This is a genomic window from Micromonospora parathelypteridis (assembly GCF_014201145.1).
Classification (GTDB): Bacteria; Actinomycetota; Actinomycetes; order Mycobacteriales; family Micromonosporaceae; genus Micromonospora; species Micromonospora parathelypteridis.
The window spans coordinates 6,631,409-6,657,597 of sequence record NZ_JACHDP010000001.1 but is presented as its reverse complement, the minus strand read 5'-3'; the positions used below and the strand labels follow the sequence as shown (position 1 = coordinate 6,657,597).

At 69.6% G+C, this 26,189-nt stretch carries 26 protein-coding genes; 11 read left to right on the top strand and 15 right to left on the bottom strand.

The genetic code is table 11. The features are described 5' to 3' along the window. The first annotated feature begins 77 nt into the window (after positions 1-77). From HNR20_RS30055 to HNR20_RS30045, 3 genes are all read left to right on the top strand, one after another. Positions 78-791 (top strand): alpha/beta fold hydrolase, encoded by a 714-nt coding sequence (locus tag HNR20_RS30055; RefSeq protein ID WP_184186878.1) that lies wholly within the window; start codon positions 78-80, stop codon positions 789-791. Between the two features lie 337 nt (positions 792-1,128). Then, positions 1,129-2,307 (top strand): ThuA domain-containing protein, encoded by a 1,179-nt coding sequence (locus HNR20_RS30050; protein WP_184186875.1) that lies wholly within the window; start codon positions 1,129-1,131, stop codon positions 2,305-2,307. Between the two features lie 86 nt (positions 2,308-2,393). Beyond that, the gene (locus tag HNR20_RS30045; protein ID WP_184186872.1) at positions 2,394-5,225 is read left to right on the top strand and encodes a PQQ-dependent sugar dehydrogenase; all 2,832 of its coding nucleotides are present in this window, start codon (positions 2,394-2,396) and stop codon (positions 5,223-5,225) included. Between the two features lie 83 nt (positions 5,226-5,308). Here the strand turns inward: HNR20_RS30045 and HNR20_RS30040 are convergent, their stop codons facing one another. Then, positions 5,309-6,253, bottom strand: a complete 945-nt coding sequence (locus tag HNR20_RS30040; protein ID WP_184186869.1) for an acyltransferase domain-containing protein — start codon at positions 6,251-6,253, stop codon at positions 5,309-5,311. Between the two features lie 67 nt (positions 6,254-6,320). Continuing rightward, on the bottom strand, positions 6,321-6,905 hold the full coding sequence (locus HNR20_RS30035; RefSeq protein ID WP_229687239.1) for a hypothetical protein: 585 nt from the start codon (positions 6,903-6,905) through the stop codon (positions 6,321-6,323). Positions 6,906-7,000: 95 nt separating this feature from the next. Here HNR20_RS30035 and HNR20_RS30030 point away from each other — a divergent pair, with 95 nt between their 5' ends. Beyond that, positions 7,001-7,606, top strand: coding sequence for a hypothetical protein (locus HNR20_RS30030; RefSeq protein ID WP_184186865.1), 606 nt, complete (start codon positions 7,001-7,003; stop codon positions 7,604-7,606). A 32-nt stretch (positions 7,607-7,638) separates the two neighbouring features. Beyond that, entirely contained in the window at positions 7,639-8,592 is a 954-nt protein-coding gene (locus HNR20_RS30025; RefSeq protein ID WP_184186863.1) for an NAD-dependent epimerase/dehydratase family protein, read from the top strand. Here the strand turns inward: HNR20_RS30025 and HNR20_RS30020 are convergent. From HNR20_RS30020 to HNR20_RS30005, 4 genes are all read right to left on the bottom strand, one after another. Continuing rightward, on the bottom strand, positions 8,549-8,998 hold the full coding sequence (locus HNR20_RS30020) for a GNAT family N-acetyltransferase (protein WP_184186861.1): 450 nt from the start codon (positions 8,996-8,998) through the stop codon (positions 8,549-8,551). The two genes, HNR20_RS30025 and HNR20_RS30020, sit on opposite strands and share 44 nt — an antisense overlap. A gap of 42 nt (positions 8,999-9,040) precedes the next feature. Continuing rightward, positions 9,041-9,481 (bottom strand): VOC family protein, encoded by a 441-nt coding sequence (locus HNR20_RS30015; protein ID WP_184186859.1) that lies wholly within the window; start codon positions 9,479-9,481, stop codon positions 9,041-9,043. A gap of 72 nt (positions 9,482-9,553) precedes the next feature. Beyond that, positions 9,554-10,096 (bottom strand): carbonic anhydrase, encoded by a 543-nt coding sequence (locus HNR20_RS30010; RefSeq protein WP_184186857.1) that lies wholly within the window; start codon positions 10,094-10,096, stop codon positions 9,554-9,556. Between the two features lie 82 nt (positions 10,097-10,178). Continuing rightward, positions 10,179-10,928 (bottom strand): MBL fold metallo-hydrolase, encoded by a 750-nt coding sequence (locus HNR20_RS30005; RefSeq protein ID WP_184186854.1) that lies wholly within the window; start codon positions 10,926-10,928, stop codon positions 10,179-10,181. Between the two features lie 107 nt (positions 10,929-11,035). On the opposite strand from HNR20_RS30005, the gene HNR20_RS30000 reads away from it, so the two are divergent. Continuing rightward, positions 11,036-11,575: a hypothetical protein gene (locus HNR20_RS30000; protein ID WP_184186850.1), complete on the top strand. Its 540-nt coding sequence runs from the start codon at positions 11,036-11,038 to the stop codon at positions 11,573-11,575. Positions 11,576-11,629: 54 nt separating this feature from the next. Here the strand turns inward: HNR20_RS30000 and HNR20_RS29995 are convergent, their stop codons facing one another. Further along, positions 11,630-12,073 (bottom strand): hypothetical protein, encoded by a 444-nt coding sequence (locus tag HNR20_RS29995; protein ID WP_184186847.1) that lies wholly within the window; start codon positions 12,071-12,073, stop codon positions 11,630-11,632. Between the two features lie 160 nt (positions 12,074-12,233). On the opposite strand from HNR20_RS29995, the gene HNR20_RS32810 reads away from it, so the two are divergent. Both HNR20_RS32810 and HNR20_RS29985 read left to right on the top strand, forming a co-directional pair. Further along, entirely contained in the window at positions 12,234-13,205 is a 972-nt protein-coding gene (locus HNR20_RS32810; protein WP_184186844.1) for a DUF6183 family protein, read from the top strand. Between the two features lie 172 nt (positions 13,206-13,377). Continuing rightward, on the top strand, positions 13,378-13,758 hold the full coding sequence (locus tag HNR20_RS29985) for a VOC family protein (RefSeq protein WP_184186841.1): 381 nt from the start codon (positions 13,378-13,380) through the stop codon (positions 13,756-13,758). 293 nt (positions 13,759-14,051) lie between these two features. Here the strand turns inward: HNR20_RS29985 and HNR20_RS29980 are convergent, their stop codons facing one another. The 3 genes from HNR20_RS29980 to HNR20_RS31975 all read right to left on the bottom strand — a co-directional run bounded on the left by HNR20_RS29980 (position 14,052) and on the right by HNR20_RS31975 (position 16,092). After that, positions 14,052-14,285: a hypothetical protein gene (locus tag HNR20_RS29980; protein WP_184186838.1), complete on the bottom strand. Its 234-nt coding sequence runs from the start codon at positions 14,283-14,285 to the stop codon at positions 14,052-14,054. A gap of 246 nt (positions 14,286-14,531) precedes the next feature. After that, the gene (locus HNR20_RS29975; RefSeq protein ID WP_229687240.1) at positions 14,532-15,014 is read right to left on the bottom strand and encodes an NUDIX domain-containing protein; all 483 of its coding nucleotides are present in this window, start codon (positions 15,012-15,014) and stop codon (positions 14,532-14,534) included. Positions 15,015-15,033: 19 nt separating this feature from the next. Then, positions 15,034-16,092: an XRE family transcriptional regulator gene (locus HNR20_RS31975; protein WP_221309966.1), complete on the bottom strand. Its 1,059-nt coding sequence runs from the start codon at positions 16,090-16,092 to the stop codon at positions 15,034-15,036. Between HNR20_RS31975 and HNR20_RS31970 the strand changes: the two genes are divergently transcribed. After that, the gene (locus HNR20_RS31970) at positions 16,028-16,345 is read left to right on the top strand and encodes a tyrosine-type recombinase/integrase (protein WP_221311163.1); all 318 of its coding nucleotides are present in this window, start codon (positions 16,028-16,030) and stop codon (positions 16,343-16,345) included. The genes HNR20_RS31975 and HNR20_RS31970 overlap by 65 nt on opposite strands. Before the next feature lie 57 nt (positions 16,346-16,402). On the opposite strand, the gene metH is transcribed toward HNR20_RS31970, so the two are convergent. Continuing rightward, positions 16,403-19,903, bottom strand: coding sequence for a methionine synthase (metH, locus tag HNR20_RS29965; RefSeq protein ID WP_221311162.1), 3,501 nt, complete (start codon positions 19,901-19,903; stop codon positions 16,403-16,405). A gap of 277 nt (positions 19,904-20,180) precedes the next feature. Here metH and HNR20_RS29960 point away from each other — a divergent pair, with 277 nt between their 5' ends. After that, positions 20,181-21,050: a PAC2 family protein gene (locus HNR20_RS29960; protein ID WP_184186832.1), complete on the top strand. Its 870-nt coding sequence runs from the start codon at positions 20,181-20,183 to the stop codon at positions 21,048-21,050. A 163-nt stretch (positions 21,051-21,213) separates the two neighbouring features. Next, on the top strand, positions 21,214-22,005 hold the full coding sequence (locus HNR20_RS29955; RefSeq protein ID WP_184186829.1) for a GntR family transcriptional regulator: 792 nt from the start codon (positions 21,214-21,216) through the stop codon (positions 22,003-22,005). 408 nt (positions 22,006-22,413) lie between these two features. Here the strand turns inward: HNR20_RS29955 and mshC are convergent, their stop codons facing one another. The 4 genes from mshC to HNR20_RS29935 form a co-directional block, all read right to left on the bottom strand. Then, positions 22,414-23,652 carry a cysteine--1-D-myo-inosityl 2-amino-2-deoxy-alpha-D-glucopyranoside ligase gene (mshC, locus tag HNR20_RS29950; protein ID WP_184186826.1) on the bottom strand — a complete coding sequence of 413 codons (1,239 nt, stop codon included), beginning with the start codon at positions 23,650-23,652 and terminating at the stop codon, positions 22,414-22,416. A 66-nt stretch (positions 23,653-23,718) separates the two neighbouring features. After that, on the bottom strand, positions 23,719-24,537 hold the full coding sequence (locus HNR20_RS29945) for an Rv2133c family protein (RefSeq protein WP_184186823.1): 819 nt from the start codon (positions 24,535-24,537) through the stop codon (positions 23,719-23,721). Beyond that, positions 24,534-25,115, bottom strand: coding sequence for an Rv2134c family protein (locus tag HNR20_RS29940; RefSeq protein ID WP_184186820.1), 582 nt, complete (start codon positions 25,113-25,115; stop codon positions 24,534-24,536). Before HNR20_RS29940 ends, HNR20_RS29945 begins: the two co-directional genes overlap by 4 nt. A gap of 187 nt (positions 25,116-25,302) precedes the next feature. Beyond that, positions 25,303-26,016 carry an Rv2135c family putative phosphatase gene (locus HNR20_RS29935; protein ID WP_184186817.1) on the bottom strand — a complete coding sequence of 238 codons (714 nt, stop codon included), beginning with the start codon at positions 26,014-26,016 and terminating at the stop codon, positions 25,303-25,305. Between the last annotated feature and the right edge of the window lie 173 nt (positions 26,017-26,189).

The following is a 26,189-nucleotide window of genomic DNA, read 5'->3' as shown; positions in this document are numbered from 1 at the left end:
GTAGGGAAGAGTGTCAGGTGAGAACTGTCGTCGGCGGCTGAGCGGTGGCACCCGCGTCGTCGCGTGCGGAGGTCCAGATGAGCGACACGTCCCCGACCAAGCCCGCCCGCAATGTCGTGCTGGTCCACGGCGCCTACGCCGACGGCTCCTCCTGGTCCGACGTCATCCCCATCCTCCAACGGGCCGGGTTGACCGTCACCGCCGTGCAGAACCCGCTGACCTCCCTGGCGGAGGACGTCGCCGCCACCAACCGCGCCCTCGACCGCCAAGATGGGCCGACGGTGCTGGTGGGGCACTCCTGGGCAGGCACGGTCATCAGCGATGCCGGCAACCACCCGAGGGTCACCGCCCTGGTGTACGTCGCCGCCCGCGCGCCGGACGCCGGCGAGGACTACGCCGCGCTCGCGGCGAAGTATCCGACGCCGCCGGCGAACGCCGGTGTCGTCCACCACGACGGGTACGCGCAGCTGAGCGAGAGCGCCTTCCTCGAAGACTTCGCGGGCGGAGTCGACGAAGCCCGTGCGCGCACCCTCTACGCGGCACAGGGGCCGATCGCCGACGACCTCTTCAAGGGCCGTACGACGACCGCCGCGTGGCGGGACAGGCCCTGCTACTACTCGATCTCCACCCAGGACCGGACCACGGCGCCTGAGCTGGAGCGGTTCCTGGCCGAGCGGATGGACGCGACGACGATCGAGGTCGACTCCTCGCACCTCGCCATGGTCACCCACCCGGAGGCGATCGCCGATCTCATCCTGATGGCCACGAGAGGCGCGCGAGCGCGGGCTTGACGGAGCGCAGACATCGGAGGTTTACTGCCTCAGCGATGCAAGTCGATGTGCTTCGATCGTCCACACTGGTCGATCGAGTCGTTGGCGGCGCCATCGCGCATGGTCGTCGCTGTCGCGCCAGCCGTCTCCTGGCGCTTTCGGTCGCGACTGTGACGCTTCCCCCTCGGCGGGTGGGGAGCGCCCCCGCACGGCGCAGCGTCGCGCACCCCGACACCACCCGCAGCATCTCAGCCGAGCATCGGCGGCCCGGCTCCGTACCACCGCCAACCGGCCCCGGCGAGGCCGCACGTCCAGCGACGCGCGCGCCCGGGTCGATGCTCAGCAGAGGAGCAAGTGCATGCGTTCCCGTTCCCGCTTGTTAGGTTTCATCACCGGCGTGGCCGTGTTGTTGGCCAGCCTGGTCGCCCTTCCGACGCCGGCCTCGGCGGCACCCCTGACCAAGGTCCTGGTGTTCAGCAAGACCGCCGGCTTCCGCCACTCGTCCATCCCGAACGGCATCGCGGCCATCCAGCAGCTCGGCTCCGCCAACGGCTTCACTGTCACCGCGACCGAGGATGCCGCCCAGTTCACCACCTCCAACCTGGCCCAGTACCAGGCGGTGGTCTTCCTGTCGACGACCGGTGACGTCCTCAACGCCTCCCAGCAGACGGCGTTCGAGTCGTACATCGCCGCCGGCGGCGGCTACGTCGGCGTGCACGCCGCCGCGGACACCGAGTACAGCTGGGCGTGGTACGGCGGGCTGGTCGGCGCGTGGTTCGACTCGCACCCGGCGATCCAGACCGCGACCGTGCGGGTCGAGGACCGAACGAACCCGTCGACCGCGCACCTCGGCGACACCTGGGTCCGCTCCGACGAGTGGTACAACTACCGCACCAACCCCCGGTCGGGCGCGCGGGTCCTGGCCAGCCTCGACGAGTCGTCGTACAGCGGCGGCAACATGAGCGGCGACCACCCGATCACCTGGTGCAAGACCTACGGTGGCGGACGCGCCTGGTACACGGGGCTCGGGCACACCGAGGCGTCGTACAGCGACTCGAACTTCACCCGGATGCTGCTCGGCGGCCTCCGTGTCGCCGCGGGCGCCGTGACGGCCGACTGCTCGCCGCGCACCACCACCCCGCCGCCCAGCGGTTCCAGCCTGCGTGCCCGGGCCAACAACCAGTACGTGAGCGCGCCGAACGCCACCACCGCACTGATCGCCAACCGCAGCGCCATCGGCACCAGCGAGCGGTTCGACGTGGTCGACCTCGGCAACGGCAACGTCGCGCTGCGGGCCAAGAGCAACGGGCAGTTCGTCGCCGCCGAGAACGCCGGTGCCGCCGCGCTGATCGCCAACCGCGCCAGCGCCGGCGCCTGGGAGACCTTCCAACTCGTCCGCAACTCCGACGGCACGGTGAGCCTGCGGGCCACGGTGAACAACCGCTACGTCGCCGCGGAGAACGCGGGCGCCGCCGCGCTGATCGCCAACCGGACCTCCATCGGCCAGTGGGAGAAGTTCGACCTCGTCACCGGCTGACCCCACCCCGGTTCGCTCCTCACCACCCCCACCTGGCCGTGGTGCGCCCCCGCACGCCCGGCCCTGGTCGTCGAGGAAGGACGATCATGCCCTCGTACCCCCGGCGCTGGCCCCGGGTCCTCGTCGCGGCGGTCACCACCGTCGCGAGCGTGGCCCTGGCTGTGGCCGCACCGTCCACCGCCCAGGCTGCGGTGATCCCCGCCTCCGACTATCAGCAGGTCAAACTCGCCACCGGCTCGGCCGAGCTCGGTGAGGCCATGTCCCTGGCCGTCCTGCCCAACCGCTCGGTGCTCCACACCGCCCGCAACGGCGTCCTGCGGGTCACCGACGTGGCCGGCAACACCAAGGTCTCCGGCACGCTGTCCGTCTACACCCACGACGAGGAGGGGTTGCAGGGCGTCGCCGTCGACCCCAACTTCGCCACCAACCGGTGGATCTACCTGTACTACTCGCCCAGTTTGAGCACCCCGTCCGGGGACGCCCCGACCACCGGCTCGGCGTCGGACTTCGAGCAGTGGAAGGGGCACCTGCGGCTGTCCCGGTTCACGCTCAACAGCGACGACACGCTCAACCTGGGCAGCGAGAAGATCGTGCTCCAGGTCGCCAACGACCGTGGGCAGTGCTGCCACGTCGGCGGCGACCTGGACTTCGACGCCGCCGGCAACCTGTACCTGACCACCGGCGACGACACCAACCCGTTCGAGTCGTCCGGCTACGCGCCGATCGACGAACGGACCAACCGCAACCCGCAGTTCGACGCCCAACGCTCCTCGGGCAACACCAACGACCTGCGGGGCAAGCTGCTGCGGATCAAGCCGCAGGCGGACGGCTCGTACACCATCCCGTCGGGCAACCTGTTCGCCCCCGGCACGTCGGGCACCCGCCCGGAGATCTACGCGATGGGTATGCGCAACCCGTTCCGGATGAGCGTCGACAAGGCGACCGGCGTCGTCTACCTCGGCGACTACGGCCCCGACGCCGGGTCCACCAACTCCGACCGTGGCCCCTCCGGTCAGGTCGAGTTCAACCGGATCACGGCGCCCGGTAACTACGGCTGGCCGTACTGCACCGGCACCAACACGACCGCCGAAACATACAGCGAGTACACGTTCCCGTCCGGGCCATCGCAGTCCAAGTACAACTGCGCGGGCGGGCCGACCAACAACTCGTTCCGGAACACCGGGCTCACCACGTTGCCCGCGGCGAAGCCGGCCTGGATCAGGTACGCCGGCGACTCCGGATCGCCGCCGGAGTTCGGCAGCGGCTCGGAGTCGCCAATGGGCGGACCGGTGTACCGGTACGACGCCTCGCTCAACTCCAGCATCAAGTTCCCGGCGTCGCTGAACGGCCAGTTCTTCGCCGGCGAGTACGGCCGCCGTTGGATCAAGGCCATCGCGGTCAACTCCGACGGCACCCGCGGGGAGATCTCCGACTTCCCGTGGAGTGGCACCCAGGTCATGGACATGGCCTTCGGCCCGGACGGCGCCCTGTACGTGCTGGACTACGGCACCGGCGCGAACAACCAGGCGCTCTTCCGGATCGAGTACATCGGCGGCGGCAACCGCAGCCCCATCGCGGTCGCCTCGGCGAACCCCACCTCCGGGCCAAGCCCACTGACCATCGCCTTCTCCTCGGCCGGCAGCTCGGACCCGGAGGGCGGCGCGCTGAGCTACCTGTGGACCTTCGGCGACGGCACCACGTCGACGGCGGCCAACCCCACGAAGACGTACACCACCAACGGCACGTACTCCCCCACCCTGAGGGTCACCGACCCGACGGGGCTGTCCGGCACGGCAAGTCTGGTCGTCACCGTCGGCAACACCGCCCCGACGGTGACGCTCACCTCCCCCGCGGATGGGCAACTGTTCACCTTCGGTGACACGGTGCCGTACCAGATCTCCGTGAGCGACCCGCAGGACGGCACGATCAACTGCTCCAGGGTGAGCCTCACCTACGCCCTGGGCCACGACAGCCACGCCCACCAGATCACCTCGAAGACCGGCTGCAGTGGCACGATCACCGTCCCGACCGACGGTGAGCACGACTCCGCGGCCAACATCTACGGTGTCTTCGACGCCGCCTACACCGACAACGGCGGCCTCACCACGCACAGCATCAAGACGCTGCAACCGAAACACCGGCAGGGTGAGCACTTCGGCGCCCAGTCCGGCGTCCAACTCGCCGACCACGCCAGCGCCGAGGGTGGCCGCACCGCCGGGTTCATCGAGAACAACGACTGGATCTCGTACCAGCCGTACAACCTGTCCAACGCGACCCGGTTCACCGCCCGGGTCTCCTCGGCCGGGGCCGGCGGCACCATCGAGGTCCGCGCCGGTTCCGCCACCGGTTCCCTGCTGGGCACCGTCACGGTGCCGGTGACCGGTAGCTGGGAGACCTTCACCGAGGTGTCGGGCGCGATCAGCAACCCGCCCGCCGCGTCGACCACGCTGTACCTGGTCTTCAAGGGAGGCTCCGGCAACCTGTTCGACGTCGACGCGTTCACCTTCGCCACCGGCACCACCAGCCCCATCGGCGGAATCAGCCTCCGGGCGCAGGTCAACAACCAGTACGTCTCGGCGGTCGGCAGCAGCCCGTTGATCGCCAACAAGGCCACCATCGGGACGACTGAGCAGTTCGACCGGGTGGACGCCGGCAACGGCACCATCGCCCTGCGGTCACGCGCCAATGGGCTCTACGTCGCCGCCGAGAACGCGGGCGCGGAACCGTTGATCGCGAACCGTACGGCGATCGGTCCGTGGGAGACCTTCCAGCTCATCACCAACTCGGACGGGACGGTCAGTCTGCGGGCCACGGTCAACAACCAGATCGTGGCCGCGGAGAACGCCGGAGCGGGATCGCTGATCGCGAACCGTGCGGCGGTCGGCTCGTGGGAAAAGTTCATCCTCACCACCAACTGACGAGTGGTGGGCCCGGCCTGGTCGGTGACCGGGCCGGGCCCACCGAGCCCATCGACTGTCGGCGCTGCCGGCCGCGGATGTGGCTAAATCGGGAAGCGGCCGTGCCGCCAGTGCCAGTGCCGGCCGGCCCTGAGGTGGTCGACGATCGCGCGCTGGAGAACGGTGCGGCGGGGCAACTGGTCGAGCGGCGTGCTCAGGGTGCGGAACACAAAACGCAGCACCTCGACGTCGGCGTCCGGACCGTCCTGCTCCTGGTAGGGGTCCAGCTCGAACATCTGCTGGAACCGGGCGATGTTGGAGCCTTCGGGTAGGTATTCCAGCAACTGCGGGTCGAGCAGCCACGAGCCGCAGGAGAACGCGGTGTAGGGCTCGTCGGGGAAGTGACGCGGGAAGAACGCACGCGCCTCGTCGAGCGACGCCGCGACCGCCTCCGGGGTCAGCGGTCCCGCGTCGGGGACGTGCAGGCCGATGGCCGCGTCGCCAGGGTGATGTTGCAGCCGGCCCAACTCGTAGACGCTGCCGCGCACGTGCAGCGTCAGCCAACTCTGCATGACCGGCCAGCCCTCGCGGCGCATCCGCCGATCGATCGCGAGGTTGCGCCCGAGGTCCGCGAGGCTCAACCACGACACGGCATCGGGGATGCCGTGGTCGCGGTGGTAGTCCCGGGCGACGTCGACCAGGGCCAGGTACGCGTACACGTAGAGGTGCCGCCAGGCGGGACCCCGGTCGCGGGGCAGCTCCGGACCGGGCGACAGCCAGCCGTGGCCGCCGAGATCGGCGCGGACCAGGGCGATCGAGCGGTCGAGCAGCCAGCGCAGCTCCGAGGTCCACAGCGGCGAATCAGGGTCGGGCCAGCCCGCCATGATCTCGGCGACGTCGTCCGGCCGCACCGCGAGCCGGTCGAGGATCGCCGGCGCGTCGGCCTTGGCGGGCAGCGGAGCCGACGGCCGGTCGCCAGCCAGTTGGTGCACACGGTCAACGTCCTCGACGGGCACCCCGAGCCGGGAGGCGATGGCGTCCAGATCCACGGGACGACCCTACCGGCGAGGGGGTCGGTGGTGGACGCCCGGAACGTGAAACTCCGTGCCCGCGGACTCAGGAGTCCGCGGGCACCCCGGCTTCGAGCTGGCCGATCATCGGCGCGAGCAGGTCGTTGAGTTCCCGAACGAGCACCACCACGGCCCGACGCGCCGCGGACGCGACGTCGTCGTCCGGACCCCCGGGCGCCGGCGGCAGATCGTCGAGCGGGACCGGGGCTTCCACCTGAAGCAGCGCGCGCAGATGCGGGCTGCGCGTCTGATCCTGCTCCGTCGGCGTCGTGAACTGACCGAAGACCTGAGGCCAGTCCCGCCAACCCCGGTCGCGCTGCCACTGTTTCGTCCAGGTCAACTCGGCCGGCCAGCGGGACACCATCGTCACCGCGCAGACCATGCTGCCGTCCCACGGGCTGCGGGCACAGGTCGCCGCGACGATCCGCCGATGCCAGCGGACGAAGCCGGGCGACAACTCGCTCGCCACCCGCCAGGCCGTCGCCGCGAACGCGACCGGCGCGAAGTCGTTCCAGCTGTCGGCGAACTCGTCGATCCGGGCGATCACCTCGGCCTCGTACCGGCCGCGCCCGTCGGTGCCGCGTTCGCGGTCGAACTGCTCGTCCAGCCAGAAGGCGCGCGGTTCAGGCATCCTCAACCCCGTTTCACGGCGATGGTGTCCAGCACCTCAAACCTAGGCGAACGTCGGGGTACCGACGACATCCTCGCTGGTTGTTAACCTGCGCTATGCCCTCATCGGACCTACCCGTCTGGGTGACCCTGGCAGTCGCCGGCATCGGCGTGGCGGGAATCGTGGCAGGAAGCGCCATCCAGTCCGCCCGGGACGACCGACGCTGGGAACGCGAACGGCAACGAGAGCGCGAACGGTGGGACCGGGAGGACACGAACCGCTGGTTCGCCCTGAAGACGGAGAGGTACGCCGCGTTCCTCAAGGTCGCCAACGAGTGGGGCAACGCCCTGCTCTATCCCCGACTGCACTCCCCGACTCCCGACGACGCGCCGACTCTCGAACAACTGGTGGACCAGGAGATGTCCAACCTGATGTTCTTCGCCTCCGCCGAGATCAGGGAGGAGGCCATCGCCCTGTGGGAGATCCTGCAGACGGCCACGGAGGCGCTCACCGAGACGGACACGAGCCGATCAGAGCGGGAGCGCATCGATCGCCTGGTGGCCGACTGGGAGTTGTGGCGGCAACCATTCCGGGATGCCGCGCCGGACGACGACCTGCGCACCGTCGTCAGAAGGCACTTCGACGAACGCTGGGGCTCGTGCGCCACAGCGATGCGACAGGACCTGAACGTGCCCTGGCGATCGACGCCGATCGTGACTTGACAAGCACCGGGTTCCAGAGTGGACGATCCGGTGTGCGAATTCTTGTGGTGGGTGGCAGTGGTCTGATCGGCGCGCACGTGGTGGACGTGCTGCGCGAGCGCGGTCATGCGGCGACCACTGCGGCGCGTACCGCCCATCCGGGTGTCGATCACCTGCTCGACGCCGGGTCGGCCTCGGTCGACGAGTTGCGAGCGCTGCTCACCGGTCAGGACGGCGTCGTGTACGCGACCCGCACCGACGAGCAGCGGCCGCTGCCCAAGCCGATCTACCCGGAGTTTCGCCGCGACAACGTCGAGCCGGTGGTGCGCCTGCTCACCGCCGCTCGCCAGGAGGGCCTCACCCGCGCGGTCGTGATGGGCTCGTACTACACCTATTTCGACCGGCTGCATCCGCAGTGGCGGCTCGCCGAGCGTCACACGTACATCCGGTGCCGTCTGGAGCAGGCCCGGGAGGGGCGCGACGCCGCAGGCCCGGGCCTGCCGGTCGCCGTACTCGAACTGCCCTTCGTCTTCGGCCGGGCCGGCGACCGGCTGCCGAACTGGGCCGGGCCGCTGGACCGGTGGGCGCGGTCCCGTACCCCTCTGGTCGCGCCGACCGGCGGGAGCGCCGCGGCCTCGGCCCGCAGCGTGGCCGAGGTCGCGGTGGACGCCCTGGAGCAGGCCAGCGGCGCGGACATCCCGGTCGCCGACGAGAACCTCGCCTGGGACGACATGATCGGGCGCATCGCCGAGGCGGTCGGCCGACGCCGCCGGGTCACCCGCCTGCCGTCCGGCGCGGCGAAGGCCGCCCTACGGCTCGGCGGTGCGATGCAGGCCCTCGGCCGTAAGGAGTCGGGCGTCAACCCCAGCTACCTCGCCGACCTCCTGCTCGCCGACCTGTTCATCGAGCCGACGACCGGCCGCGCGCTGGAGCCGGCGCTGCGCGAGACCTTCCCCGAGTTACCTAGCTCTGGGGCGCCGGTGGTCGGGCGAGATACGCGGTCTTGACGTCGGCCGAGAACCCGCAGGCTCGGTAGAAGGCGTGGGTCGCGGGGTTGCGTGAGCCCGTCATCAACATCGCCTTGTAGCAGCCCGCATCCCAGGCGGCCTGGAGTGTGCCGGCCATGATCTGCCTACCCAGGCCGGTGCCTCGCCGCGATTCCTCGACGACGACGTTCTCGATGACGGCGTAGGGCGATGCCGACCGGCTGAGATTGGGGATCACGTTGAGATACGTCGTGGCGACGACAACCCCATCCAGTTCGAGTACGAAGAGACGCAGTCCTGCCGAGCCCAGGATCTCCCGAAAAGCCGCCGCGTCGGATCCATCCTCAAGAACCGAATCGTCGGGGTTCAGTTGCCGGTAGAGGCCGATGATCTGCTCGAAATCGTCAGGCCGAGCCACACGAAACATGCCCTGAAGGGTAGTCACCACTCGCGGGCACGTTGGTGGTCGTCAGTTGAGCTGTTCGGCCAGGCCGACGAGGATGCCCTCGGGGCCGCGGACGTAGCAGAGCCGATAGAGGTTCTCGTACTGTTCCAACTCCCCGACGAGCTCGGCGCCGTGGTTGCGCAGGCGGGCAATGACGTCCTCGATGTCGTCGACGGCGAACATGATCCGACGAATGCCCAGCGTGTTCGCCGGCGCGTCCTTCGGCTCGGTGGTGATCGCCGTCGGCGTGTGGAACATCGCCAGCTCGACCTTGCCCTGGCCGTCCGGGGTCCGCAGCATCGCGACCTCCTGCCGGACGTCGTCGATCCCGATGACACGCTCCACCCAACGCCCCTCGACGGGCCCCCTCCCCTCCAGCTCCATGCCGAGTTCGACGAAGAACGCGATGACAGTGTCAAGGTCGTCGACAACGATGAGGACGTTGTCCATCCGCTGGATCGCCATGCTGAATCTCCTTGGGCTGGTGCGGCCACGACGGCCACATCCTCCCTGAGACCGAGCCGCGCCGCCGCTTACCTAGCCGTCAGACCGGCTGCGCGGGGGCACGAGTGTTCTCAACAGGCCAGTGTCCACGTCGTACTCGTAACCGGAGACCTTGATCCTGGGAGAGAGCAGTGGAGCGTTGATGAGTGTCTCCACGTCGCCGGGCACGGTCTGGGCCGGGTCGAAGACCGCCTGGTTGACCAGAGCGGTGTCATCGCCGCCTCGCTCTGCGAAGCCCTTGAGCAGGGCCTTGTCGTCCAGCCCTCTGCCACAACCCGTGTGGTGCACGACAGCGAGATCGAACCAGTCGGCGTCCGGCGTCTTGACCTCGTGCAGGTAACTGATCCACGCCAGGTCCTCGATCACGGCCGGAGTTACCCGACCACCCAGACTGCGGGCGACGATAGCGTCACCGAGCGCCAGGCCGAAGATGAAGGCCGGGTCGACTCGCGGGTCGAGACACGTGATCACGTAGAGCTGCTGGTTAGGGACGAACGGGACTTCCGGTACGCGATCCCTGGCGTCCGTAGCCGCGAAACGGACGTTACGCTGCAACAGGTCGTCCATGTTGCTCATTTCTGCAGCCTAAGCGAGGCGCCACGTCACCCGGCCTCGAACGTGTAATCCAGGCGACCCCCGTCCGCCCCTCGAACCCGACTCAACCTGAGCTCCTGAGCAGGTAGGCCTCGGCCAACGGGCGAAGGCGGGTCCTGCCGAAGCTGTCCCCGTGGCCGGGATGGACGACGGACACGTCGAGGTCGGCGAGGAACTCCATGCTTCGCCGGTAGTCGGCGACGTCGGAGTTCGGCAGGTTGTCGATCAGATAACCCTCGTAGATGATGTCGCCGGAGTACAGCGTCCCGGTGCGCTCCTCCAGCAGGGCGATGCTCCCCGGTGTGTGGCCGGGAAGGTGCAGCACCGTCAGTGCTCGCCCGCCCAGGTCGATCCGGTCGCCGTCGTCGAGCGTGCGATTCAGGGTCATGGGTTCGACGCGGTAGGTGGCCGGGTCGTAGCCGAGATCGGGCAGGACGTCGATCATGAGCTCCGGGACAGGTTCTCCCGCTGCGTCGATCCCGAGTTTGTCGTAGAGCTCCGCGCCGTACAGGCTCGCCGGCACACCCGCCGCCAAGAGCCCTGCCTCGGCGGGGTGGGCGGCCCGGTCAGCGAACTCCGCTGCCCCACCCACATGGTCCAGGTGCGCGTGGGTGAGCAGCACCATCGGATCGCGCTCGAACAGTCCCGGAATCGCCTCGCGCAGGGCGACGACACCGAGCCCGGCGTCGATCACGATGTCACGATCGTTGCCGCGCAACCACCAGAAGTTCGCCGACAGCAGCTCGTTGACGTGCGGTTCCGAGATCCGAATGACGTCACTGGCCGCTTCGGCCTGCGTGTACCAGTCGACCATGTCTGCGAGTGTGCCAGCGCGGCGATGCCGTTTCGACCCTGTCCGACCCCGGCCTCCGGCGCCGTGGGGCAGACGATCGGCGTCCGGAATTTCGGTAACCTCGCGCCGTGACGTCTGCTGATCAAGAAAGCTGGTCGTTCGCCACCGCACGGGTTCCGGCCGCGTTCGGCGCTGCGATCCACCCGCTCACACCGGGTGTGCAGCACGCCTGGGGCGGCGAACAAACCCTGTGCGGCCTGCCCGAGGAGCAGATCGAGTTGTACCGGCACCTCTTCAACCACGGCGACGACTCAGCCTGCCCGACCTGCCGGCAGCGGGCAGCCGTCGCGCCGACCCAACCGTGTGGGCAGGAGCGTCTGCACGACCAGGTCCTCGCGGCTGCGGTGGGACCGATGCGCGATGATCTGCTCGACGCCCTACGCCGAGGTGTCGAGATCAAGTTGTGGATCAACGGCCCCGCCCGCGGCCTGGCCACGCACTACGCTCGGCTAGACCGGATCGTCGAAGGCGGCCCTGCCCTGGTCGAGGCGCTCAACGTCGACGGATCGGTCGGACTTGCCCGGGTCGAGCAGGGACAGTGGCAGTTCATCGTTGTCCTGCCCGACCACGGGCCTGCCCTGATCGGTCGCGCTACCACCGACGGGTAGGCACCCGCAGGCCGCTGGCACCATGCCGGCCAGGCCGACGCGGGCCGGGCCCGATCAGGCTGTCGGCGCCGGCGGCAAGGCTGCCGCGAGGGCCTCGGCGTTCTTCTTGTCCACCCGGGGGAAGGTCAGGCTGACGCCGTCCCCCGCACCGCCGAAGGCGAGGCGCAGCAGGCTCACAACACCGATCTTCGCCTCGGCGAGCGCGACGTGTTCCCTGGGCACCTCACCGAGAACACCGGTGCCGGGCCCGCCAAAGAAGGTCTGCGGCAGGAAGATCAGTCGCTGGTCGGTGAGCACGAGGAACTGCTTCTTGGTCCGCGCCAGCGCCGCGCCCGTCGCTCCGGCAGCCGCCCCGATCAACCCTTGCGTGACGACCGTCCCGAGCCGACCGGCCGAGAATCTCCCGACCATCGCTCGGGTCGCGGTGATTGGGCGTTCCCCCGGCCGCAGGGTCGATGCCACCCGTTCGAACGCGCGGGTCTGGAGCTTCTGGTTCATGGTGTCCTCCGTCTTTGACCGTGATCGCCGGTGATGTTACGAAGTGGGCCACCGCGAGCCATCCGCCGATCAGACGCATGATCATGACGGGTCAGCCATGATCGACATCTGCCGACGGCCCGCCGCGGCGTCACTCCTCGCAGGCCGGCAGGATGACAAGGTGACCCCACCCGCTGCCTCATACCGCAACCTCGACCTGTTGGCTGACGGCGGACGCTGGCATGACCTACTGACCTTCGCCGCCACGGTCGATGCGGGGCCGGTCGACGAGCGGCAGGAGGTAGCCCACGTCGTGGCATTGGAGGCGCCAGCCGGGATCGCCGCGGCCGCTGCCGAACTGTTTCCCGACGGCGACAACGGTTACCCGGGGCCCCTGTGGGAGGTTGTGGCGCAGAACCACACCTGGCGAGAACTGGCCCCACATCTGACCAACCCGCGCACGCGGCACCTGGTAGCCCACACTCGTGTGCTCCACGGCGAGGATCTCCGTGCCGCCACGGACCTCGACCCACAACTGCTCGGCGCTCCGCTGTGCCTTGAACGTTGGGAAGGCGCCAACTGGCACAGCACACTGGACATCTCCGACTACGACCGAACCGGCAGCGTGGGCTGCACCAACTGGGCCTGGCCGAGCCATCTGGCCGACCCGATGCCGCTGCCCACGACCACGGCACGGTCGGCGCAGCATGACGCGGTGCCGTTCCTGGACGAGTTGTCACCTGCCACTCAGGCGTACGCGTTCCACGGCACCGCGTGGGAGGCAGCTTCGATGGTCGCCACCGACCAGGCCAGGATGCCCAGGGGCCAACGGTGGCAGGGCCTGCGCGGCCGTGAGGGATCACCGGTCCCCTTCGCCGACGTCTACTCCAGCTTGGTGCACCTGGCCACCGGTGACGGACCTTACGCGCGCCGAACGGGACAGGCGCTGGGACGGACAGCTCTCTGGAGGGCACTCGCCGCCATGGCTGGCGTGACTCCTGCCGCAGATCCGCACAGCGTCACAGCGCTTGTCGAACGCCTGCACTGCGTCACCTGGCAGGAGCCGGACGACGAGATCTGGTACCTGCACCTGGCGATGGAAGACCCTGAACAGGGCATCGCCTGGGTGCTCACCGGCAACGACTTCGATTGACCAGACAACGATCGTCCGTCAACACCCACGCCGGTGCAGGCCCGACGGACACCCTCGTCCAGCCCTGCTCGCCTCGCCCGCTACGATCGCGAGCTTGTTCGCCCTGCAGGGAGCCCATGAGATCCGCGTGCGGCCGCCCCGGCAGTTCCCATGCTGAGAGTAGGTTTCGTCAATGGCATGCCGTATCGGTGAGCTCGTGCTCAAGTGCCAGGACCTCGAGGTGCTGGCGCGGTTCTGGTGCGAGGTCTTGGACTTCGTAGAGCTCGATCGCGAAGAGGGGGTCTACATCGAGATAGGTCCGCGCGAAGGGTTCGGCGGCCCGCAGCCGACGATCTTCCTCATCCGCGACGACGAGCCGAAGAACGGGCATGCCCGGCTGCACATCGACGTCAACCCCACCGACCGCGATCAGGACGCCGAGCTCGAGCGCCTCCTGGCCGCCGGGGCCAAACTCGTCGACATCGGCCAGCCTGCGGATGCGTCCTGGCACGTCCTCGCCGATCCAGAAGGCAACGAGTTCTGCCTGCTCAAGCGCCGCCTCGACCCACTCTGACGGCCCTCGCCCAAACGATCGGCGGCGTGTGCGGCCCGTCTCGGGCCGCCTTGAAGACGTACAGAAACTTTGAACCACTTTTGCCGGCAGCCCGGTGTCCTCCGTCGACTGATGCGCGACAGTCGTCCGCCAACTGATCTGCGACATCCGAGCGGATCGCGGCAGATGCGTGCGTTCTCGGGGTCGTTGCCCGTGGAAGCGTTCTGCGGGACCGGACCGGACCGGACCGGTGCCGCACCGACCGGCTGACCTCTGGCGGCCCAGACAGCCGCATCACCTACCGGACTGCCTCGTTAACGGTCCTGCTCGGTTCTCAACACGCGCATCATTCGCAGGATGCCCTGATGAATCAACACGCCGACGCCGGCGTTGGCTATGGCGAGCCCAGACGCGCCGAGCAACCCCGGCCCGACACTCATCACGTCGTCGGCGGCGAGCAGGACTGGCCACCCCAGAGCGGCGGCGATGAGCGACAACCGCCACCAGCGTCCGAATACAAGGCCGAACAAGATCAGTGTCGGGATCACGGCGATCCGCCCTTCGCTGCTCCCAACATACGCTCATCGGCCGGGCGTCCGCCCCACCCCCCGACGTCACGGAACGGGGCGCCGACGGCCTGCTGCCTAGTTCCCTGGCACATGTCGCACTTCAACTGATGGAGATCTGTCGTGCATCTCATGTCGGATCACATTGCCGGCAGCCCGGCCGCCCCGAAGATCCGACCAACAGACGGTGCGATGGGTACAGCGGCTCCGGTGGCGTGGCTCCGTGTCTCAGAGCGTGGTGGGCACTTCGCCCTCTTCAAGGTAGGAGGTGCGAGACTGCTTCCGGGCTCGCACACTGGCCCGGAGTCGTCGGGCGAGTCTGGGGATGGCCAGCTCGTCTAGCTGGTGGTCTTCCACGAATGCCCACTCTGCGATCTCGCCGTCGCGGAAGGCAACGGACGTGAGCTGGTCAGACGTGAGCATGCCGCCGTCGAAGACGAAGAGCATCTTGTCGCCCTCGTCTGGCCTCGGAGCCCAGTCGACCGTAAGGAGAGCACCGATCGCGACTCGGAGGCCTAGTTCCTCGTAGACCTCTCTCGCACAGGCCTGTAGCGGGCTCTCGCCCTGCTCGACGTACCCGCCTGGGATGTCCCAGTGCGCCTTGTACGTTGGCCTGACGAGCATCATGCGCTCTTGCCCATCAACGAAAAGCGCGCCCGCCGCCACCTTGGGAGTAGCTTGCGGACGGGCGTTGCTGGCTTGGCTGGTCACATCCTCGGACCCTACGGATCTAGGCCGTGAAGGGCACGCGCTGCGCCAGGCTGGCGAGTTGGTGGCTGGGTCGGCCTCGACCGCGGCGCACCCAGTTCTGGACGAGCTGCCTGCTGATCGCGTGGTGGCGAATCTGCTCGGGCGCCTGCTGCTCAGCAGACAGCACTACCGCCATGGCCTCATCTGTTCTGTTCCAGGCAGTCAGTGCCCGCGCTGTTTCGAGCGCATGCCGCGCCTGCCGTTCGGCAGGAAGGCCGGTCGTGTCGATACGGGGACCAAGGTCGATCGCAACCTGTACGTCATCCAAGTCCATGGCGGTTGTCACGCGGTGGATAGCCACGTTGGTCGGCCCGAACGCGGTCCAGAGGTGGTTCGCGTCGTGGCCAAGTCGCCGCGCGGTCTCGTCCGCCTCGCTGAGGAAGGATCGGACGGCGGTACGGTCCTCGTCGCGTGCTGCGGCTACGGAACCGGCCAGGAACAGGGTGCCGTATACCGACAGGTACTCCGGCGTCGCCCCGGCCAAGCCGGGCTGCATGTATGCCGCCGCATCGGCGGTGAGCTGCTTCGCTTCACGGAATCGACCTGTCGAGAGCAGCGTATGGGTGACTGAGCGGAAGAGCGACCCGATGACAACCACATCGCCGCATCGTTGAGCCGCCGTGAAGCCCCTCTCGGCAGCAATCCATGCGAGGTCCGCTTCCCCGAGCTTGGTGAGCAGGACTGCGGTCGCCTGGTAGGTGAGCGCCAGAAGTGCGAACGACTGCTCCTGGTCCTCGCCCTCGTGAGTTTGGGTCGCGGCTTGTCCGGCTGCGAGCGCCTGCGGCAATCGCGCGACGACGTAACCGTATCGAGAGTTCCGCTCCCGGCCTCGGTAGCTCGTCGCCTGAGCGCGCACGCCAAGCAGTACGCGCCCGTAGAGGTCACCTTGCCGTAGGGAACCCTCACTGGCGATCCCACGACCGTCACGCTCTACTTGACCACCGCTGACGGCCTGCCGCACCACCGCTGACGGCCTGCCGCTCAGCCGCTCGAAGTTCAACCCCGGTGTCTGGAAACCTGCGATTCGGGCGACGGCCATCCCCGACGACCGGCGCAACGGCATGCACGTCCTGCGGCACACCTACGCCTCGGTCCTCCTGGACGCCGGGGAGAGCATCAAGGCCCTGTCGACCTATCTGGGCCACGCCGACCCGGGCTTCACTCTGCGGACCTACACGCATCTCCTGCCGACCAGCGAGGACCGCACGCGCCGGGCCATTGATGCGGCCTTCGGTGAGGACCAGGCCGCCGAGGTCGTCCCGGAAGCCCTTGACGGCCTACAGACGGCATGATCATGGTTCATAGGCCCTCGGGACGACCGTAATTGCAGGTCAGGAACCTTGCGCCCGTCACTTGGCGTTGAAGTAGCTGGCCTCCGGGTGGTGGACCACGATCGCGTCGGTGGCCTGCTCCGGCATCAGCTGGAACTCCTCGGACAGCTCAACCCCGATCCGGTCCGCACCGAGCAGGTCCACGATCTTCGCCCGGTCCTCCAGATCCGGGCAGGCCGGGTAACCGAACGCGTACCGGCAGCCCCGGTAGTCGTTGCGGAGCAGGCCAGCCAGGTCCGCCGGGTCGTCGTGGCCGAGCGCACGGCCGTCGGGCAGGGTCATCTCCGAACGGATGCGCCGGTGCCAGTACTCGGCGAGGGCCTCGGTGAGCTGCACGGAGAGCCCGTGCACCTCCAGGTAGTCGCGGTACTCGTTGCGGGCGAACAGCTTCGCCGCGTACTCGCTGACTGGTTGGCCGACGGTGACCAGTTGCAACGCGACCACATCGAGCTGGTCGCCCTTGGGTTTGAAGAAGTCGGCCAGGCAGAGCCGCCGCTCCTGCCGCTGCCGGGGGAAGGAGAACCGGGCGCGCTCCGCGTGCCCGTTCTCGTCGAGCACCACCAGGTCATTGCCTTCGGAGTACGCGGGGAAGTAGCCGTACACCACGGCTGCCTCGAGCACCTGGTCGGCGATCAGCCGATCCAGCCAGTACCGCAGACGCGGCCGACCTTCGGTCTCGACCAGTTCCTCGTAGGACGGACCGTTGCCGCCGCGGGCGCCGTTCAACCCCCACTGCCCGCGGAACGTGGCCCGCTCGTCGAGCAGTGCTGCGTAGTCGGCCATCGGCACGCCCTTGACCACCCGGGTGCCGAAGAACGGCGGGGTGGGCACCGCTACGTCGGCAGCCACGTCGGAGCGGATCGAGGAGTCGTGCAGCTCCGGCAGGGACTCGGACACCATCGACCGCTGCCGTTCCCGGCGGGCCCGCCGCGCCGCCAGGGCCGCCTCGCGCTCCGGGTCGATCACCGGGGCGCCGCCGCGCTTGGCGGTCATCACCTTGTCCATCAGGGACAGCCCCTCGAACGCGTCCCGCGCGTAGTGCACCTGCCCGGGGAACATCGACCGCAGGTCGTCCTCGACGTACGCGCGGGTCAGTGCCGCCCCACCCAGCAGGACGGGCCACCGCTCCGCGACCCCGCGGGTGGCCATCTCGGCCAGATTTTCCTTCATGATGACCGTGCTCTTGACCAGGAGCCCGGACATGCCGATCGCGTCGGCGCGGTGCTGCTCGGCGGCGTCCAGGATGGCGCTGATCGGCTGCTTGATGCCGATGTTCACCACCTCGTAGCCGTTGTTGGACAGGATGATGTCGACCAGGTTCTTGCCGATGTCGTGCACGTCGCCACGGACGGTGGCGAGCACGATGCGGCCCTTGCCGCCGTCCTCGGTGGTCTCCATGTGCGGCTCCAGGTACGCCACCGCGGTCTTCATCACCTCGGCGGACTGGAGCACGAACGGCAGCTGCATCTGCCCCGAGCCGAACAGCTCGCCGACGACCTTCATGCCGTCCAGCAGGATGTCGTTGATGATCGACAGTGGGGCCCGGCCGCCGGCCATCGCCGCGTCCAGGTCGGCCTCCAAGCCGTTGCGCTCACCGTCGATGATCCGCCGCTTGAGCCGCTCGTCGAGCGGCAACGCGGCCAACTCCTGCGCGCGGCTGGCCCGTGCGCTGGTCACGTCGACACCCTCGAAGAGTTCGAGGAAACGCTGCACCGGGTCGTACCCCTCGCGACGCCGGTCGTACACCAGGTCCAGGGCGACCTCGCGCTGCTCCTCGGGGATCTTCGACATCGGCAGGATCTTGCTGGCGTGCACGATCGCCGACGTCAGACCGGCCTGCACACACTCGTGCAGGAACACCGAGTTGAGGACCTGCCGGGCCGCCGGGTTGAGCCCGAACGAGATGTTCGAGATGCCCAGGGTGAAGTTGACCCCCGGGTAGCGGTGGGCGATCTCCCGGATCGCCTCGATCGTCTCGATGCCGTCGCGGCGGGTCTCCTCCTGCCCGGTGGCGATCGGGAACGTCAACGCGTCGATCAGGATGTCGGAGCGGTCCACCCCCCACCGGCCGGTCAGGTCGTCGATCAGCCGCGCCGCGACCCGGACCTTCCACTCCTGGGTACGTGCCTGCCCCTCCTCGTCGATGAGCAGCGCCACCACCGCCGCGCCGTGCTCACGGACGATCGGCATCACCCTCGCGTAACGGGAGTCGGGGCCGTCGCCGTCCTCGAAGTTCACCGAGTTGACCACGCACCGGCCGCCGAGCATCTCCAGCCCGGCCTCGACGACGGCCGGCTCGGTCGAGTCCAGCATGATCGGCAGCGTCGACGCGGTCGCGAAGCGGCCGGCCAACTCCCGCATGTCCTGTGTGCCGTCACGGCCGACGTAGTCCACGCACAGGTCGAGCAGGTGCGAGCCGTCGCGCGCCTGACTACGGGCGATCTCCACGCAGGCACGCCAGTCGCCGGCGAGCATCGCCTCGCGGAACGCCTTCGAGCCGTTGGCGTTGGTCCGCTCCCCCACCATCAGCACCGACGCGTCCTGTGCGAACGGCACCGGGTGGTACACCGAGGAGACGCCCGCCTCGTGCCGGGGCTCGCGCGCCGGGGCGGTGACGCCGTGCAGCCGCTCCGCCAGCACCCGGATGTGCTCCGGTGTGGTGCCGCAGCAGCCGCCGACCAGCCCCACGCCGTACTCGGTGATGAACCGCTCCAGGGCCTCGGCCAGCTCCACGGGAGTCAGCGGGAAGTACGCGCCGTCGGCGGTCAGCACCGGCAGGCCGGCGTTCGGCATCACCGACAGGGGGATGCGGGAGTGCTGCGACAGGTACCGCAGGTGTTCGCTCATCTCGGCCGGGCCGGTCGAGCAGTTCAGGCCGATCAGGTCCACCCCGAGCGGCTCGATCGCCGCCAGTGCCGCGCCGATCTCGCTGCCCACCAGCATCGTGCCGGTGGTCTCCACGGCCACGTGGCAGATGATCGGCACCGACTGGCCCAGCTCGTCCATCGCCCGCTTGGACCCGACCACGGCCGCCTTGACCTGGAGCAGGTCCTGGCAGGTCTCGATGATCAGCGCGTCCGCGCCGCCGACGATCAGACCGGCGGCATTTTCCTGGTACGCGTCGCGCAGGGTCGCGTAGTCGGCGTGCCCCAGGGTCGGCAGCTTGGTGCCCGGCCCGATCGAGCCGAGCACGAACCGGGGCCGTTGCGGGGTGCTGGCCGCGTCGGCGGCCTCCCGGGCGATGCGGGCGCCCGCCTCGGACAGCTCCCGGATGCGCTGCGGGATGTCGTACTCGGCGAGGTTGGCGAGGTTGGCACCGAACGTGTTGGTCTCCACGCAGTCCGCGCCAGCCGCCAGGTAGGCGTCGTGCACGCCGCGCACCACGTCCGGCCGGGTGACGTTGAGGATCTCGTTGCACCCCTCCAGCCCGTCGAAGTCGTCGAGCGTGAGGTCCGCGGCCTGCAGCATCGTGCCCATCGCGCCATCGGCGATGAGAATCCGGTCGGCCAGCACATCCATCAACGAAGTCCGCACCCGTTCAGGTTAGTGCGGCACCTGCCGGACCCAGCGGCCGTCGGCACCCGATCCCATATTGTGTCAGCGGGATCACGCTGTCCGGTTCGTTCGTGTATGACCAGGCCTTGGCATGGCCGACCGGCGCGGCCGACAGGCCGTACCCTCGCCCGGCACGTAGGCTGACGGACGTGAAGGACAACAGGGACGCTGCCGTGCCCCACGGTATGACGACCGGGCGCCATCCCGGCGCCGGCCGCGACGAGCAGGGTGAGGTGACGGCGTGACCGAGTTCGACGGACTGCCGGTGCTGCGGTCCCCGGTGGCCATCGCCGCGTTCGAGGGCTGGAATGACGCCGCCGACGCGTCCACCGCTGCGGTCGAGCACCTCGAGCAGGTCTGGAATGCCCGGCAGATCGCCGAGTTGGACCCGGAAGACTTCTACGACTTCCAGGTCAGCCGGCCCACCATCACCATGGCCGACGGGGAGACCCGCCGGGTGGAATGGCCGACGACCCGGTTCATGGTGGCCAGCCCGGAGGGCACCGACCGCGACGTGGTGCTGATCCGCGGGATCGAGCCGAGCATGCGCTGGCGGACGTTCTGCGAGCAGGTGCTGGAGATCTGCCACAGCCTCGAGGTGGAACGGGTGGTGTTGCTCGGCGCGTTACTGGCCGACGTTCCCTACACCCGGCCGCTGCCGATCAGCGGCAGCGCCTCCGACGCGCAGGCCGCCGAGCGCTACCAGCTCACCCCGACCCGGTACGACGGGCCGACCGGCATCGTGGGCGTGCTGCACGACGCCTGCTCCCGCGCCGACGTGGATGCCGTCTCGTTCTGGGTGCACGTGCCGCACTACGCCAACAACCCGCCCTGCCCCAAGGCCACTCTCGCCCTGCTGCACCGGGTCGAGGAGGTCGTCGACCTGCCGGTGCCGATGGCCGACCTGGCCGAGGAGTCCGCCGAGTGGGAGCAGCGAGTGCGCAGCGCGGCCGAGCAGGATGCCGAGCTCGGCGAGTACGTCCGCGAGTTGGAGGAACGAGTCGGCGACGAGGGGATCACCCCGCTGACCGGTGACGAGATCGCTCAGGAGTTCGAGAAGTACCTGCGGCGGCGGGGCGGTTCGGCCGGCCCCACGGCCGGTTCCTGGTAGCACCTCTCCCCCGTCTCGCCTCTCCCCGTCTCGTCGTGGTTTGTTCGACCCTGCGGGCCCTCGGACCTTTTGTGGTCCGGGGGCCCGTTTTCGTGTGTCAGGGGTAGCGCCGTCACACCCTCTAAGGCATCCTAGGAACCTAGATGTGATCAAGGAGGCCGGTGTGCAGATCAATCCCGGGGCCGCGGAGTTCCCGCACCGACAGATCGCCACGCAGCTCAAGGCCCAGGTCCGCCGCGGCGACTGGGGACCCGGCGAGCGGCTGCCATCCATCCCGGCCATCGCCGAGATGTTCGGCGTCGCCAAGCAGACCGTGCAACGCGCCGTCGACCAGCTGCGGGTCGAGGGCATCCTGATCACCAAACCCGGTTCCGGTACGTACGTCCGCGGCACCCGCCGCCGACTCAACCGCCTCGCCCGTGGCCGGTACGGCGGCTTCCGCGGCTACCACACCGATCTCGCCGCCCGATATCGTCAGCAACTCGTCTCCGTCGGTCGCGCCCCCGCCCCCGCCGAGGTGGCCGACGCGTTCGGGGTGCCCGACGGCACCGACCTGCTCTGCCGCCGACACCTCGTACGCACCGACGACTCCCCCGTCGAGGTGGGCGCCTCCTGGTTCCTGCCCACCGACACCGCGGGCACCTCGCTGGAGCGCACCGAGGCGTTCGGCCGGCCGCTCTACCAGGAGGCCGAGGAAGTCACCGGCCGGCGGTACGTCTCGGCCACCGACACGATCAGCGCCCGCCAGCCCAGCCGCGAAGAGGCCGAGACACTCCAGATCCGGCCAGACACCCCGGTGCTGCACCTGCTGCACGTCGCCTACGACGCCCACCGCAAACCGATTGAGGTGTCCCAGGCCACCTGGCCCGGCCCGATGACCACCCTCACCGAGGAGTACAAGATCCCTGCCCCAACCCCAGACCCCGACCCCAACCCCGGCCTGGTCCTAGGCTGACCCACCCCGCCCCGCGCACCCTCACGCGCTCACCCCACCCCCACGCCGTCACACCCCGCCCCGCCCCGCCGATCTTGCACTTCCTGCCGCGGTTATGCCACGGTTCGCCCCATATGCGGGGACAGAAACCGCAAGATCGCGGGAAGTCACGGCGCCGGGGCAGTCACGGCACCCTGGCAGTCACGGCACCCTGGGAAGTCACGGCGCCGGGCTCAGAGCGCGCCGTCGATCATGGAGTTGTGGTGCCCCGCAAAAGGCGCGGAATACCGCACAACAGGCACCACAACTCCATGATCGACGCGCGCCAGGGCCACAGCCACGACGGACCGCGGCCACAGTCACCGCCACGACGGGTCACGCTGCGAGCGCGGCCACGGCCACGCCGAGGGCTGCGGGGAGGGGGTGGGGCTAGAGGTGGATTCCTAGGAGGGCGTCCAGCGTGTTCGCGAAGAGGGCTGGAGCCTCGGTGTCGTCTGCGGTGCCCGCCAGGGCAGCGTCGGCCCATCGGTCGGCCACGGCCAGGGCGCCGGGGGTGTCCAGGTCGTCGGCGAGGCGTTCGCGTACCCCGGCCAGCAGCTCGGACCCGGACGGCCCGGCGGGCGCGGCGGCGGCCCGCCGCCAGCGGTCCAGGCGCTCCTGCGCCTCGGAGAGCAGCGCGTCGGTCCAGGTGCGGTCGCTGCGGTAGTGCCCGGAGATCAGCGCCAGGCGGATCGCCATCGGGTCGACCTTGTCGGCACGCAGCCGGGACACGAAGACCAGGTTGCCTCGGGACTTGGACATCTTCTCGCCGTTCAGGCCGATCATCCCGGCGTGCACGTAGTGCTCGGCGAACGGCGCCTGACCAGTGAGCCGCTCGGCGTGCGCGGCGGACGCCTCGTGGTGCGGGAACAGCAGGTCGTTGCCGCCGCCCTGTACGTCGATCTGGTCGCCGAGCAGGTTCAACGCGATCACCGCGCACTCGATGTGCCAGCCTGGGCGGCCCGCGCCCAACTCGCCGCCCGGCCAGGACGGCTCGCCCTCGCGGGCCCCACGCCACAGCAGCGGGTCCAGTGGGTCACGCTTGCCGGCCCGGTCGGGGTCCCCGCCGCGATCGGGGAAGATCTCCAGCATCTGCTCGCGGGTCAGGTTCGACTCGTAGCCGAACCGGCCGGTGGCGGAGATGTCGAAGTAGACGTCGCCGGTGCCGTCGTCGAGCCGGTACGCGGCGCCGTCCTTGAGCAGGACCTCGACCTTTTCGGCGATGTCCGGGATCGACTCGACCGCTCCCACGTAGTGCGCCGGCGGGATGATCCGCAGCGCCTCCATGTCCTCCCGGAACAGCGCCGTCTCGCGCATCGCCAGGACCACCCAGTCCTCGCCGTCGCGGGCGGCCCGCTCCAGCAGCGGGTCGTCGATGTCGGTGACGTTCTGCACGTAGCGCACGGGACGGCCTGCGTCCCGCCACATCCGCTGCACCAGGTCGAACGTGATCATGGTGGCGGCGTGACCGAGGTGCGTGGCGTCGTACGGGGTGATGCCGCAGACGTACATGCTTCCCGCGTCGGCCGGCTCGCTCGGGTGGACGGCCTGCCGCGCCGAGTCGTACAACGCCAGCGGCTCGCCCCTGCCCGGTAGCCGTGGCACCTCGTGTCCCGCCCAAGACTCCATGGGATCAGCCTAGCCAGCCGCAGGGCGACGTCGGAGCGCCCCACGGGTGATCAAGATGACAGCGACTCACATGGGCGGCCAGGGCATCGCCGGCCAGTCCTCCGGGGGCTGCGGGAAGCGGCCGGCCTTCCGCAACCGGTCGATCCGGGAGGCCAGTTCGGCCACCTCGCTGATCGTCAGGTGGTCGGCCAGTTCCGCGCCGAGCGCCCCGGCGACCTGCCCGGCGAGCCCGTCGAGCATCTCCACGGCGTCCGGGGGCAGCTGCTTGCCGGCCCAACCCCAGAGCACCGTGCGCAGCTTGTCCTCCACGTGGAAGCTCACCCCGTGGTCCACCCCGTAGATCCGGTCGTCGGCGCCGACCAGCACGTGACCGCCCTTACGGTCAGCGTTGTTGATCACGGCGTCGAGCACCGCGAGTCGGGCCAGCCGTGGGTCGTCGGCGTGGGCCAACGCGTAGGCGGTGCCGTCGTCGTCCTGGGCTGCGGCGATCGGAACCCAGCGGGGCGGCAGCTCACCGGCCGGCAGGAAACCGACGAGCGCCTCGGCGTCCTCCGGCTCGTCGATCCAGAGCTGGCAGGAACCGGGGCCGAACGGGCCGTCGCGCAGAACGGTGGGCGGCACCAGGCCCCAACCGGTGGCCCGGGACACCAGATACGCCGAGACCTCCCGGCCCGCGAGGGTGCCGTCCGGGAAGTCCCAGAGCGGACGTTCGCCACGGACCGGTTTGTAGACGCAGCGGGCGGTGATCCCGTCGAGGGTCAGGATGCCGCGCAGCGTCGTGTTCGACGCGTCGACCAGCCGACCCTCCAGGTCGAGCACGCCGTCACGCAGCAGCCGCAGCGCCGCGTCGCCGTCCTGGCGAGGCTGGAGGCCGGACGAGGTCACCGGTGATAACCGTTGTGCCGCGGGCAGAGGTGCCCGGCGGGGTCCAACGGTTGGCCGCAGAGCGGGCACGGAGGCCGACCCGCGTTGACCACTCGCCGGGCCCGCTCGATGAACTGGCGGGTCGCCTGCGGGGTGAGCCGGACCCGGAGGCGGTCCAGGTCCTCGTCCGGCTCGTCGTCCTCGTCGTCGTCCTCGTCCTCGTCGTCGTCCAGCTCGACCTCGGGCTCCACCTCGCCCGCGGCGATCGCTTCGATCACCACGGTGGCGGTGTCCACGTCGAAGGCCAGCCCGAGGGTCCCGACCCGGAACTCCTCGTCGACCGGCGTGTCCAGCGGCTCGTTGTCGCCGATCACCGGCGCCAGCTCGGGCGGCAGGTCCACCCCGAATCGACGCTGCGCCTCGGTGAGGAGCTCCTCCAACTTTTCGGCCAGCAGGGACACCTGGACCTTTTCCAGCGCGACGCTGACCAGTCTGCCGCCGCCGCGGGCCTGCAGGAAGAACGCGCGCTCCCCCGGCGGCCCGACAGTCCCGGCGACGAACCGCTCCGGCGGTTCGAAGGCGTGCACCTGGTGGGTCATACCCACGACCCTATCCGGCCCGCCATGGCATCGCGCACCCCACCGACCCGAATCGCCCCAGGGGCGGCGCGCCCGGCGTACCAGCAGGTATAACCGGGCGTGGCGGCCCACCCGCCGGCCGCCGCCAGCCTCAGCCGACGATCAGGCGGGGGTGTCGCGCCGGCACGGCGGGCGGACAAAATCGCCGTCACGAGGCCGCCCCGGCCCCGCCGCCGACCGTGGCGTCCGAATCAGCCGCGCGGGGAGCCCGCCGACGCCGCTTGCGCGGCGGCGGCACCAGGGCGTGGAGATCACCGCCGGTGTCGTTGAGCCGGACCAGGAACGGCCGCAGCGGCGTGAACCGGATCGCGGTCACCGACGCCGGGTCGGCCACGATCCGCTGAAAAAGATCCAGGTGTACGCCGAGCGCGTCCGCCACAATGGCCTTGATCACATCGCCGTGGCTGCAGGCCAGCCACACCGCCTCGGGCCCGTGCTCGGCGCTGACCCGGGCGTCCCACGAGCGAACCGCCGCGACCGCCCGCGCGGCCATCGCCGCCATCGCCTCCCCGTCCGGAAAGACCGCGGCGCTGGGGCGCTGCTGGACCACCGGCCAGAGGGGCTCCTTCGCGAGCTTCTTCAGCTGCTGCCCCTCCCAGCTGCCGTAGTCGCACTCGATCAACCCGTCCTCGACGATCGGGGCGGCCTCCGGCAGCGCCAGCTCCAGGGTCTGTCGGCAGCGGATCAGCGGGCTTGTCACCACTGCGGCCAGCGGCACCCCCCGCAGTCGCTCGCCCACCGCGGCGGCCTGGGCGCGCCCGGTGTCGTCCAGCTCGACCGGTTGCCGGCCGGCCAGGCCGCCATCGGCGTTCGCCGTGGTCCGGCCGTGTCGCAGAAGTAGAAGGGTTGCCACACCGACCACCCTATGGCCTGCTCCCCGACCCCGACCGTGACGGGCTCCGGGCCGCCACCCGCGGGTCCCCGTCGGCGAGCCGGAGCCCCGGCGGGATCCGCACCGGGTCGGCGATGTGGGGGTTTCCTGGCACCCTGATGCCCCCATGTCGGCGACATGGAGTCGATCAAGCGGGCGGCGGG